9 protein-coding genes are annotated in these 13,140 nt (G+C 33.2%); 7 read left to right on the forward strand and 2 right to left on the reverse strand.

Annotated features, from left to right (window positions below; genetic code table 11):
- Nucleotides 1-76: 76 nt before the first annotated feature.
- The 4 genes from RBH29_RS01170 (at nt 77) to RBH29_RS01185 (ending at nt 6,619) form a co-directional block, all read left to right on the forward strand.
- A complete protein-coding gene (locus RBH29_RS01170) occupies nt 77-310 on the forward strand; it encodes a hypothetical protein (RefSeq protein ID WP_306694535.1) in 234 nt (77 codons plus the stop codon).
- Nucleotides 307-465, forward strand: coding sequence for a hypothetical protein (locus RBH29_RS01175; protein ID WP_306694536.1), 159 nt, complete (start codon nt 307-309; stop codon nt 463-465). Before RBH29_RS01170 ends, RBH29_RS01175 begins: the two co-directional genes overlap by 4 nt.
- A gap of 100 nt (nt 466-565) precedes the next feature.
- Complete coding sequence (locus RBH29_RS01180) at nt 566-2,419, forward strand: fibronectin type III domain-containing protein (RefSeq protein WP_373463283.1); 1,854 nt, start codon at nt 566-568, stop codon at nt 2,417-2,419.
- Between the two features lie 117 nt (nt 2,420-2,536).
- Nucleotides 2,537-6,619: a PKD domain-containing protein gene (locus RBH29_RS01185; RefSeq protein ID WP_306694539.1), complete on the forward strand. Its 4,083-nt coding sequence runs from the start codon at nt 2,537-2,539 to the stop codon at nt 6,617-6,619.
- Nucleotides 6,620-6,781: 162 nt separating this feature from the next.
- On the opposite strand, the gene RBH29_RS01190 is transcribed toward RBH29_RS01185, so the two are convergent.
- Nucleotides 6,782-7,561, reverse strand: a complete 780-nt coding sequence (locus RBH29_RS01190; protein ID WP_306694593.1) for an aldo/keto reductase — start codon at nt 7,559-7,561, stop codon at nt 6,782-6,784.
- 522 nt (nt 7,562-8,083) lie between these two features.
- Here RBH29_RS01190 and RBH29_RS01195 point away from each other — a divergent pair.
- From RBH29_RS01195 to RBH29_RS01205, 3 genes are all read left to right on the forward strand, one after another.
- Nucleotides 8,084-9,718, forward strand: a complete 1,635-nt coding sequence (locus tag RBH29_RS01195; RefSeq protein WP_306694540.1) for a class I adenylate-forming enzyme family protein — start codon at nt 8,084-8,086, stop codon at nt 9,716-9,718.
- 195 nt (nt 9,719-9,913) lie between these two features.
- Entirely contained in the window at nt 9,914-11,104 is a 1,191-nt protein-coding gene (locus tag RBH29_RS01200) for a M24 family metallopeptidase (RefSeq protein WP_306694541.1), read from the forward strand.
- 174 nt (nt 11,105-11,278) lie between these two features.
- Nucleotides 11,279-11,515 (forward strand): hypothetical protein, encoded by a 237-nt coding sequence (locus RBH29_RS01205; RefSeq protein WP_306694542.1) that lies wholly within the window; start codon nt 11,279-11,281, stop codon nt 11,513-11,515.
- Between the two features lie 224 nt (nt 11,516-11,739).
- Here the strand turns inward: RBH29_RS01205 and RBH29_RS01210 are convergent, their stop codons facing one another.
- Complete coding sequence (locus tag RBH29_RS01210) at nt 11,740-12,840, reverse strand: GGDEF domain-containing protein (RefSeq protein WP_306694543.1); 1,101 nt, start codon at nt 12,838-12,840, stop codon at nt 11,740-11,742.
- Between the last annotated feature and the right edge of the window lie 300 nt (nt 12,841-13,140).

Below are 13,140 nucleotides of genomic sequence, written 5' to 3' on the forward strand. Positions count from 1 at the left end.
TTAATGCATTTTTTAAATGTTTTGCATATCAATTCAGTTAAATTCATAGTTAAGTTTTATTTTGTTTGTTTTTCTAATGGTGCAGTCAGTCCTGGCAGTAAGTTTTTTTGGTCAAAACATGGAAGTCTACGCAAATGAAGCAGAAGAAAGTGAAACAAAACAAGTAGCAGAAAATAATGATTTGAAGGAAAATATCAGTGAAGAATTTACAAAAGATAAGCAAGAAAAACATAATGATATTGAAGAAGATATCCAGGTTCAGATAGTCATTATAACGATGATGAACCTCCTACAATTCCACAAGATTTGACTGTAACATCAAAGTCTTTAACCACTATTGCTATAGAGTGGGATGCGTCTACAGATAACGTAAAAGTAGAAGGTTATATTATATACAGAGATGGTATAAGAGTAGGAAGTTCAAGGACTCTTAGGTATATAGATCAAAATCTTACCAAACACTAAATATACATATACTGTAAGAGCATATGATCAGGCTAGAAACTATTCAGAACATAGTGAATCGATAAGTGCTACAACAAAGGAGGATAATGAGCCGCCTACAATACCAGAAAACTTAACTAAATCTTCAAGAACAGACAGTTCAGTATCACTGTCATGGTCACGCTCAACAGATAATGCTAGAGTGACAGGATATAAAATATACCGTAATGGAGTTCATATAGCAGATTCAGCAAATACAAGATATACTGATACTGATTTAGAACCGGGAACTTATGTTTATTCGGTTAGTGCTTACGATGCTTCAGGCAATATATCAGATAAAAGCAGTGAAATAATATATGATAATGAACCTCCTACAGCTCCGGAAGAAATTTCTGTTGTTGAGGCTACAGCCACTTCAGTTACACTTAATTGGTTAGAGTCGTCTGATAATATAGGTGTATTGGAATATGAAGTATATCGTGATGGCATCAAAGTAGCAGATTTAGAAGATTTAAGTTATAAGGATGAATCATTAGAGCCTATGGTTGAATATACTTATTTTGTTAAAGCAAGAGATTTATCAGGTAACTTGTCAGAAAGAAGTGAAATTGTAACTGTTGAAACTTTTGTAGATGATGAGCCACCAACTACTCCTAAAGAACTTAGAGTAGCATCCCAAACAGGTTCTTCTATAACCCTTACTTGGAATGCATCAGTTGACAATGTGGGGGTAGAAGGATTTGATGCTGCAGGAAACTATTCAGATAAAAGTAGTGAAATAATTGGGATTCCAATGATCCCAAGAATTACAGAAACTGACCCTGCAAATGAAGAGACTGTTGGAGGCACATCCAATAGAATGCATGTATACTTTGTGGATAGTGGAAATATCCAGGGTTCTGATGCTGTTTTTGAATATTCAGAAGATGGTTCTAAATGGACAGAATTTGAAGGCATGGTTCATGGACCATATAGGAGACAAAGAGGAGGACAAAATCTTATTAACTTTTATAGTGATTGGGATTTAGAACCATTAAGCAGTGGAGATTATATGGTTCGATACACAGTTTATGATGCTGATGGGAATACTGATGAGCATGTAGCTTCATATACTGTTAACCGTACTTCCCCAGACATGGTTGAAAACTTAAATGTGTTATCAGAATCAACGGGAATAATCCTTACATGGGATGGGGCTACAGAAGGGTATGTAAGCCACTACAATATATACCGTTCTGTAAATGATGAAGAATCTTTTAGTTTACTAAAAAGAATAGATGACCCTTCTACAATTTCATATATTGACAACAGCATTTTAGCAGAAACTACCTATTACTACTATGTCACAGCGGTAGACATATTTGGACAGGAAAGTACTAAATCTGAAGTTGTTGAAATTACCACAAGTGAAGATGTTATTCCACCAATGGTCATGGGGATATCACCAGTGGATGAAACAACTTTAGGTAAAAGTGCACAGATAACAGTAAGAGCAGAGGATAATATAGCTGTTTCCAGCATGACACTTCAATATTTTGATAATTCTAAAGACAACTGGGTAGACATTGAGACAATTAAAACATCAAGGGTAGCAAACTTTGTGTGGGAAGATATTCCAGTTAGTGATGAAATAAAGGTAAGAGCAATTGCAAAGGACAGTTCAGGAAACATAAGTGACGGAACACCTGTACGCACATACTATATTAAAGATGAAGAGCCTGAAAAAGTAACAGGTTTAAATGCATCACCTTATGCTACAAATATTCTTTTAAGATGGAATGATGTATCTGATGATGATTTTGCATATTTTCTAGTAGAGAAAAAGAATTCAGTGGGCGGTTCCTATGAAAGAGTTGGTACTGTAAATGATACATTAGGAATGAATGTTACTGATTTAGAGACGGAAACAACTTATTACTTTAGAGTAGCTGCTTATGATATTTATGGAAACAAGGGAGAGTACTCGGATTAATTAGAAGTTACAACAACAGAGGATACAATTCCACCGGTTATAAAGTCATTAGCACCTGAAGCTGGATATTATAGTGATCAAATACCACTTAGTGGAAGTGCTGTTGATAATGTAGGAGTGACTTCCTTCGTATTTCAGATATCAGAGGATATGGAAAATTGGAGTGATATTGAAAGAATAGAACTTGACCCTGCACCTAAAACTGCAAATGTAAGTTACAACTTTGACATTTCTTCATATAATGACGGAGTATACTATGTAAGAGCAGTTGCTTATGATAAGGCAGGTAATGTTTCCATATGTAAATCCTTTGTAGAATACAGAATTGACAATACTCCACCTATGCCTCCAACAGGTGTTAGAGTAGAAGATACAGAAGGAGAAATTACTATAGTGTGGGATGAAAGTGAAGAGACAAACATCATGTACTATAATGTATACAGAAGTGAAGACAGAGAAGGTTCATATACTTTGGTGAGAGGGAAGCTTTCTTCACTTGGATATATAGATCGTAATGTAGAAATGGATAAGACCTATTATTACAGAGTATCTGCCATTAATAGGGCAGGAAATGAAAGTGATAAATCAAATGCTGTGGAAGCTAAATTAGATGCTGATAATAAGCCACCTGAAATTATTAGTGTATCACCTAAAGAGGGTTCTAGTTTGCCAGTAAATCCAACAATAAGCGTGTTAGCGGCAGATAATTATAAACTGGCACAAGTAACTTTAGAGTACGATGCTGGTGATGAGTGGGTACTAATAGGAAGTGAAGAAGTGGATGTTTACAGTGAAGTAGCATCTTTTAACTGGGACACTTATGGGCTGACTAATGGAAGATATGATTTAAGAGCTAAAGCTGTTGATAAGGCAGGCAATGAAAGTAAGTATTATTATATAAGCTATAATTTATATGTTGAACCGCCAATAGCACCTGAATTAACTGCTGTACCAGGTGACTGGAAAGTTAATTTGTCATGGACAACAGGAAGTGTAGATAATCTAGCAGGCTTTTATGTGTATAGAAGCACTGTATCAGGCAGCTCCTATAGAAGAATAAAAACTATAACTGATACTAGCAATACAAGTTATGAAGATGGGATGCTTACGCCAGGGCAGGCTTATTACTACGTTGTAAAAGCTGTTGATGTTTATGGTAATATAAGCAGAAGTAATGAAGTATCAGCTATTCCTGGAGATAATGATCCATATCCTCCTACAGCTGATGCAGGAGAAGATAGAATTGTAACTGTAGGTATGGAGGTAATACTTGATGGAAGAGGTTCAAGTGATAATGATCGTATTGAAGGCTATATATGGGATTTTGGCGATGGTACAAAAGGAGAGGGAGCTACACCTTCACATATCTATACCGAAGAAGGAGTCTATGAGGTAACATTAACTGTATTTGATCCAGCTGGAAACAGTGATACAGATACAATTAATGTAAAAGTTCACTCCCTAAGTGAAGTTGGAGTAATGGAAGTAAGAGTAATTGATGATGCTACAGGAGAACCTGTAGGTGGAGCAAGTGTTTACGTAGACTTTCCAGATGATACCCCATCAAGATTTACAGCTGACAGCCAGGGAGTAGTCCATATAGTTGGAAAAACAGGAAGATACAACATTGCTGCATATAAAGAAGGATATTTACCAAAAGAGATAAATGCTCAATTAAATCAATATAAGAGTTCTCCTGTAACAATAGGAATAGAAAAAGGAGAGCTTGTTGTAGGTGAATTAGATGTACGGCGTATGGAACTAGATGAAATAATAGAAGCGGGAATTGATGTAACTGCACCAGAAAATCAGTATGTATATGAATTTGAAGTTACATTGGAATTTGAGAGAAGAAAACTTCCTAAGATTAATATAACTACAAATGGTGCTGGACATATTTACAATATTAGTTTTGCAGGAAGAAGTGGAGACGTTATAAGATTTAACGGGGGCGGTAGATTATACCCTACCGTTATACCTCACAAGCGACCTGATGTACCTCCTACAATTGCATATCTAGTAATTCCAGGAGAAGTAAGCTGGCTAAAAGAGTTCTTTGAAGTTAGCCTTACAATGACAAATATGGCAGATGCTCAGTTTGTAATAGAAGATGCTAGTGCCGCACTAGACTTGCCTGAAGGTTTAACTTTAGCTCCAACTAGAGATGAGCAGTCTCTAATGATAGATATAGGTTCAATTGAAGGAGGAGAGACTAAAGAAGTACAGTGGATTATCCGTGGTGATGAAAAAGGAAGCTATGACTTAAAAGCTCACTTTAATGGAACATTAATGCCATTTAATGATCCTGTAAATGCAATATTTAAGGCAAAAGAGCCATTAGAAGTACTTGCAGGAGATGCAATGCACTTAAATGTATTAGCTCAAGATTCAGCTTATATAGGAGAAGAGTATTATGTATTCTTTCAGCTGACCAATACATCAGATTTTCCTGTATATAATCTGCATTTTGAAGTTGATGGAAAATCTTATGCTGATACGGTAGAACATTTACCTGAGCTACATGTAATATCAGAAGAGAGCATTGAAGCAAATGAAATACACCAAGTTAGTGCAGAAGATACAATAGAGGTTCCGATACTAATGCCTGGAGACAGTATATGGCTTGACTATTCAACAATAATTGACTTTGAAGGTGATCCATCAAGGCATTATTATGTTTTAACAAATTCATATGTAGAAAAAAGAGGGGTAGAAATACCAACTACTGTTAAAACGATACCAAGTCATATTTATAAGTACCGTTTGGTAACAAACAGAGGAACACATGTTGTAACAGAGAGAGAAGACATATCTGTAATCATGGACGAAGTTAATCATCCGGGAAATACAGTTATTACTGTACATGATAATTTAAAAGAAATAGAAACAGAAGATAAAACATTTTTGCCTGTTTACTATGGGATTACAACTACAGCAGATATTGAAGGAAACTCTTTGGTAGAAATAAGTTATGACATAACAGGATATGAGGAATATAAAGACAGTTTAAGACTTTATCACATAAAAGACGGAATTTACACAGATATAACTGAAAGCACCAGAAATGAAGTAAAAGATGACAAAAGCATTATGATATTTGAGGGAAGAGTTGATAATCACTCTTGTTACTTTGCGGTTGGATTTACTACAGAACAAAAGTCAAAGAGACTATTAGAAGTTTTTACTGGTGGTGATGGATCGGTAAAGCTTAATGGTGAAAATATTAATGAAAACTATAAGAATAGTGTTCATTATGGAACAGAAATTAAATTAACTGCTATAGCAGGTAATTGTTCAGAATTTGCATATTGGGAAGATGGTAATACCGGAAGGTTTATTTCTACTAATCCTGTTTATGAAACTACATTTGTTACAGCAAAAAACATTAAAGCAATATTTCACAAAAAAGTAACAGAAGACACTGAGGAATTTACCGTTGTGTTTAAAGATAGAAGTGGAAGAATACTTCAATCAACTAATGTAGCTAAAAATCAATCGGCAACACCGCCTGAAGATCCTACTATGTCTGGATATCAATTTATAGGCTGGGATAAGGACTATAGCAATGTAGTGTCAAATATGATGATATCTCCTGTATTTGAAAGATTGCCTGATAAGTACAATATAACAGTTGAAGGAGGAACTTTATATACAGGAGAAACAACAGGAGAATATAGATTTGATATGCCAGTTAATGTAATAGCAGGTGAAAATGAAGAGGGAATGAAGTTTAGCCATTGGGAACAAGATGGCATCAGAATAAGTGTAAATTCTGAAATTTCCTTCTTTATGCCAAAAAGAGATACAGTATTAACTGCCGTTTTTGTTGAAGATACTGAAATTATTGATACAACACCGTTTATAACATTGCTAGATGATGTGGTTACAAACACTGATGATAAAACAATGATTTTTATAGCCAATAGAAATATTAGGGAGGATTATATGCTATTAGAAAGTGGAATGATTCTTCTAGAAGAGAATGATGATTATCAAGATAAAATTACATTAGAGACTGAAGGAATTCTTAGAGGAAGAATAAATAATGACTCTACAGATCAGTTTTATGTCCGTAAAATAAATGTCCTAGAAGGTGAGAGATGGTATGCAAGAGCATATATGATTTGTGAAGATAGTGATGGAAGCATTATTACAGTATATAGTGAAAATACTGCAAAGGGGATTATGCCTGTAAATTAGATTTTATTTCAGCTACAGTTGGTGTAAGACTCTTTTATGTCAAGACTTTAGGAGATAGTATAAAATATTCTCTTTTAATTTTACAGTTTTTGGCTTTCATCCTATGGTTTAAATAGAGGATGAAAGCCAATTTTAAAATAGAACCTGACAACTAAGCCATTACTAAAAGTCAAAATTATTTGGGTCAGGGCCAGTTCTGTGTCCCTTATCAAGCTGGTTTATACTTAACATATCTTCTTTTGAAAGTTCAAAATCAAATATCTGAAAATTTGATTTAATTCTATCTATATTGGCTGATTTAGGTATTGTAATTACGCCCATTTGTATATTCCATCTTAGCACAATTTGTGCATGAGTTTTATTGTACTTCTTTGCCAATTTATCAATTAAATCAATATTTAGAATTTCACCTCTCATAAGTGGACTCCAAGCTTCAACTTTGATATTTTTTTTAGAACAATAATCTAAAAGTTCTGGCTGTACAAGGTAAGGATGAAATTCTACCTGATTTACCATAGGAGTTATTTTTGCATTGAGCAATAAATCTTCTAGATGATTGATTAGGAAGTTACTGACACCTATAGTTCTGATTTTATTTTCTTTATAGAGGTCTTCAAAGGCTTTCCAAGTTTCATTGCTTAAATCTTTAGGCCAATGAATCAAATATAAGTCAAGATAATCTGTTTGTAGTCTTTTCAAAGATTCATTAAATGATTTTATTGTATTATCATATCCTTGGTCTGAATTAGCAACTTTTGATACAAGAAAAATGTTTTTTCTTGAAACAGGACTTTTTTTAATGCCCTCTCCTATAGCCTCTTCATTTCCATAAGCAGACGCGGTGTCAATATGCCTGTATCCAACATCAAGAGCTTTGACAATTAAATCTGAAGTAGTTTCATTGTTTTCTAACTTATAGGTACCTAAACCTAATAGGGGCATTTTGACATTATTATGTAATGTGACAGTTTTCAATTTAATTCACTCCTTTTGAAAAATTTAAATTAAAGTTCTTGTTTAGTATAAGTACAAAAAACAAAACTTATTTGTTTTATAAAATATTTCTATTTAACTATATACCATCTTATCATAGATTTAAAAATAAAAAATTATATTTTATCTAAATAAAAATCAATGGAACTTCCTTCACACGTTTCTTTGAAAAATTGTATGCGGAGACTATTCTATTACAATTCTAAAATATTGATTAAGTTATTATAATGTTTTATAATATAGAAGGTGTTTTATATATGGGTTGCATAAATATTATTCATAAAGTTAGTTTAAACATTGAGGCTTTAGGTTGTAGTTTTAGGATAAGATAAGGTTTACATGCAATTCATAAATAAAGGAACATGATTTTGCAATACGCAAAACAAATATTGCAAAATATGTGTTTATATAGTTTGGGTTTTTGTATAAATAAATAGTATTTTGTATTGGAAAGATGGGGAGGAAAAGGAAATGCCTATTACTGAAATATTGTCACGTAATGCAGATATGTATGGACAGGAAATTTGCTTGACTGAGCTAAATCTAGATCTTCAGGAAAGTCACAATGTAATTTGGAAAGAGTATGAACTTATTGAAAACAATCCTGCAGGTGAATACCGTCGGAATATGACTTGGCGTGTTTTTGAAGAGAAAGCAAATCGCATAGCCAATTTGTTGTTAAAAAGAGGTATAAAAAAGGGGGATAAGGTAGCTATTCTTTTGATGAATTGTTTAGAGTGGTTGCCTATTTATTTTGGAATATTAAAATCTGGTGCTGTAGCAGTGCCCTTGAATTTTCGCTACACAGCTGAAGAGATAAAATATTGTTTGAATTTATCAGAATCTATTGCTTTGATTTTTGGTCCTGAATTTATTGGAAGGTTGGAAAATATTTATGAACAAATACCACAGATAAAAATGCTTTTTTATGCAGGAGAAAACAGACCGTCTTTTGCGGAAAGTTATGATCGTCTCACTGCTAATTGTTCATCGGAAGATCCACAAATCAAAATTACTGATGACGATGATGCGGCAATATATTTTTCATCAGGGACTACTGGTTTTCCAAAAGCGATTTTGCATGACCATAAAAGTTTAATGTCGGCTTGTTATACAGAACAAAATCACCATGGTCAAACCCGTGAAGACAATTTTTTATGTATTCCGCCCCTTTATCATACAGGTGCTAAGATGCATTGGTTTGGAAGCTTACTTTCGGGTAGCAAAGCTGTGCTGCTTCGTGGAATTAAACCGGATTGGATACTTAGAACAGTCTCTGAGGAAAAGATTACAATTGTATGGCTTCTAGTTCCCTGGGCACAGGATATTCTTGATGCCATTGAAAGAGGGGATGTGAAGTTGGAAGATTATGAACTTTCACAGTGGAGATTGATGCACATTGGTGCTCAACCAGTTCCTCCAAGCCTGATTCGTCGATGGAAAAAATATTTTCCAAATCATTCCTATGACACCAACTATGGACTTAGTGAATCCATTGGTCCAGGATGTGTTCATTTAGGTGTTGATAACATTCATAAAGTTGGGGCTATTGGGAAAGCTGGATATAATTGGGAGACTAAAATTGTTGATGAAAATGGTTGTGTTGTAAATCAAGGAGAAGTTGGTGAACTGGCTGTTAAAGGACCAGGTATAATGAAGTGTTATTATAACAATCCAGAGGCAACAAAAGCAATACTTAAGGATGGATGGTTGTTTACTGGAGATATGGCTAAAATGGATGAAGAAGGATTTATTTATCTAGTTGACAGAAAAAAAGATGTAATTATAAGTGGTGGTGAAAACATATATCCTGTACAAATCGAAGATTTTCTTCGTTCTCATGAAGCAATTAAGGATATAGCAGTTATTGGATTGTCTGATGACCGTCTAGGTGAAATAACAGCTGCTATTATAGAGCTAAAATCAGGCTTAAAGTGTACAGAAGAAGAAATAAGGTCTTTTTGTAAATCAATGCCACGTTATAAACGTCCACGGAACATTATTTTTGATAAAATTCCCCGTAACCCTACTGGGAAGATTGAAAAACCACGTTTGAGGGAAAAGTATGGTGCTAAAGGTTTAGTTGCTACTCAAACTGAAAGATAATAGTGAGCATACATAAGGGGGCAAATGCCCCCTTTAATTCTATCTGTTGTTATGGTGGAGAAAAGAACGATATATCTAAAGCTAAACATTGGGGCTTCAGGTGGAGACTCAACTCCACCTGAAGCTTTCTAAAAGGGACTCTACCTTTTAGAAAGTGGAGGTTTTAGAAGAAGATAAATGCTAGGAGGATTTTAAATGAAAAAAGTACCGTTTACTGAACTAAAATCTCGTATGGAACGGTTCCGAGAGATAATGGATGCGTATAATCCTGACTGGGAAATGGCAGTTATTTTTAACAAGGTCAACCTTTATTATTTTACCGGTACTATGCCAGAGGGGATGCTCTTGATTCCACGTGGTGATGAGGCAGTTTTGTGGGTTCGTAGGAGCTTTGAGAGGGCGGTAGAAGAATCGTTTTTTCCTTTGATTAAGCCAATGAAAAGTTTTAGAGATGCAGCACAAAATTTTTTAAACATTCCAGATACCATATATCTTGAGACTGAGTTTGTTCCCCTTGCTTTTTATAAAAGATTTCAAAAGCATTTTACTTTTGAAAATGTTAAACCTTTAGACAGGCAGATTACTAAGCTTAGATCAATTAAAAGCCCGTATGAGATTGATATAATGGAGAAATCGGGGATTATTCACAAAAAGGTACTTGAAGATTGTGTTCTTGAGATTTTTGAGGAAGGAATGAGTGAAGCTGAGTTTGCAACAAAGTTGTATTCAATAATGGTTGAGGAAGGACACCACGGGGTAGCACGTTTTAGTATGCTAGATACCGAAATACTTGTTGGACATATTTGTTTTGGGGAGAGTTCTATTTACCCAACATATTTTAACGGACCCGGGGGCAATTACGGAATGAGCCCTGGGGTGCCACTTTTAGGAAGTCGTGAAAGAAGGCTCAAAAAGGGTGACTTGGTATTTGTTGATGCAGCATGTGGAGTGGACGGCTACCATACGGATAAGACAATGACATATATGTTTGGCGAATCCCTTCCTGATGAGGTAATAGCAGAGCATAAAAGTTGTGTTGATATACAGAATAAAATTGCATCAATGTTAAAACCCGGAGCCATTCCGGCTGATATTTATAGAGATGTAATGGATGGTATTAGTCCAGAATTTAAACAGAACTTTATGGGGTTTGGTGAAAGAAGTGTAAAGTTTTTAGGACATGGAATAGGTCTTCATGTTGATGAGATGCCTGTCATTGCAGAGGGTTTTGAAGAGCCACTAAAAGAGGGAATGGTATTGGCTTTAGAGCCTAAAAAAGGTATTGAGAATGTAGGTATGGTAGGAATTGAGAACACTTTTAAGGTGACTAATGAGGGGGGAGTATGCATAACAGGGGATAACCCTGGGGTGATACCTGTATTTTAGAGAAAAATCTAAGGTTAAAAAATGCTGCAAATGATATAGTAAAAGGGCAGACAAGTTAAAATTATAGACACTTCTATGTAAAAAAATGTGGATAAGTACTCTTGTAATTTTCTAATGATAAAAATATTTTTGCCGAAATATATAAAGAATAAAATTCTATGGTTAATATTTTTAGTGCTATATAACAAAGAAATAAATCCAGAACAATTATATTGGATAGTAAAATATAAGCCTGATGTTGCGAGTATAATAGAACACCTATGGTGGGTGATTGAAGAGTTAGAAAGTGTAGCGGAAATTGCAAAAGATAGTATTGAGGAGCGTATAATTACCATTAATGACTTAGAAGAAAAAGTTAATGAAAGTATAGAGGAAGCACTAGGAGTTCACTCGAAAACACGAATATGCTGAATTATTATAAATATATAATGGCTGAATCATGCATAAGTTCGTTAGAAACCATGTGTTTTTTTATAATTATTCAAGTTTTTCGACTTTTTGAGTGGACTCTTATGTAATCAAGAGGTGATAAAAATGAAAAAAGAAAATAAATTATTAACAGTTGTAGAAATTACAAAAAAGATGGATATATACATAAGAACAGTCCAATATTATAATCAAATAGGACTTCTTAATCAATTATAAATTAATAGATTTTTTCCTGAAGATTTAGCTTTGTATAGCCGAGTATCAGCAAGATTTAGTAAACTTTCTATACTATCTGATTTAATTTCATCAAAAGATGCAAATCCGATACTTATAGTAATTTTCCCGTTTTTTACCGTATCATTAAAAATAAACTTATGCTTTTCAATTTCTTTACGAATTCGTTCAGCGGTATTTATAGCTCCGTCATTAGAAGTTCTGTTAAACAATATTACAAATTCTTCGCCGCCATATCTGCATATTAAATCTCTTGAAAAAACACTCTTTCTTATAATTTCCACAACTTGAACTATTACATTATCACCTGTTAAATGACCATAAGTATCATTTATTTTTTTAAAATTATCTATATCAATAATGGCAATACCAAGATTTACTTGTTGTTTAGCCTGAGTATTATAATTTAGTTCATTTAAGAGTCTCTTAATTTCAATTTCTACATATTCATTAAAAAAACTTCTATTATAAACTCCAGTAAGACTGTCAGTTTCAGCAGCTGATTTTAATTTTTTATTTAGAATATATGTTTCTAAATAAAATTTATAAAATATTGATGTTAGCAATGAAATTATTACTATAATGTTAATAAATCCAATAATTTGAACAGCTAGATCATTAGCATCATAAAGAGTAGAATTATTAAGTATATAACCAAAGACAAATAGATATAAAGAACTTGTTAATGCTACTTCAATAATCTTTATGTGTAGTTTTAAAAAGGTAGAAAACATTATAACACTACAGATTGCAACAGAATAAAAGGAAAAATTACTTTCCCACCCAAGACATAATGTAGCAAGTGCTGCATGTAATGTTATTTCAATTATAGCAAAATGATAGGCTAAATTTAAAAAACCTTTTTTATTTAGTATTAAGTTTAATGTAAATATTACACAGCTAAAAATATTAAAAATTGCCATTAAATATATTTCAATAAAAAAGAATAACATTAAAAGTGCCACATGAATTACTATACAAAGTATATATAAATGACTTGAAAATAAATAAAACCTTAAATCATTTTTGGAAATATTATTGTTATAAGGGTTTATTATTTTAGGAAAATCCATTTTAACCTCCTGTTAATTTAATTAAAAGGGCAAAAAGTTCAAAAATATAACAGATGTGAGTTTCAAGCGTCTTTATAATTGATTATTTTTTCATATTAATATAAGTAAAATTAATTCAGTAGATTTTGCTTATTTGAGTATATTTCGGTAAACTTTAAAGAAAACTTAACTAGAATTACTTACTTTTATCTATGTTTGTTGTCAGATTACTATAACCAATTGTAGAATTGATTTTTTTTATAATATATAAATTGACAGAAAGCTACAACAGATAAGAGTTCTAAATAATGCGTATTCTGG

This window comes from Herbivorax alkaliphila (assembly GCF_030848475.1).
Classification (GTDB): Bacteria; Bacillota; Clostridia; order Acetivibrionales; family Acetivibrionaceae; genus Herbivorax.

Excerpts from the sequence above, each read along its gene's own strand:
- RBH29_RS01170 (WP_306694535.1), top strand. The coding sequence starts at position 77 with ATGGTGCAGTCAGTCCTGGCAGTAAGTTTTTTTGGTCAAAACATGGAA.
- RBH29_RS01190 (WP_306694593.1), bottom strand. The coding sequence starts at position 7,561 with ATGCCCCTATTAGGTTTAGGTACCTATAAGTTAGAAAACAATGAAACT.
- RBH29_RS01195 (WP_306694540.1), top strand. The coding sequence starts at position 8,084 with ATGCCTATTACTGAAATATTGTCACGTAATGCAGATATGTATGGACAG.
- RBH29_RS01200 (WP_306694541.1), top strand. The coding sequence starts at position 9,914 with ATGAAAAAAGTACCGTTTACTGAACTAAAATCTCGTATGGAACGGTTC.
- RBH29_RS01210 (WP_306694543.1), bottom strand. The coding sequence starts at position 12,840 with ATGGATTTTCCTAAAATAATAAACCCTTATAACAATAATATTTCCAAA.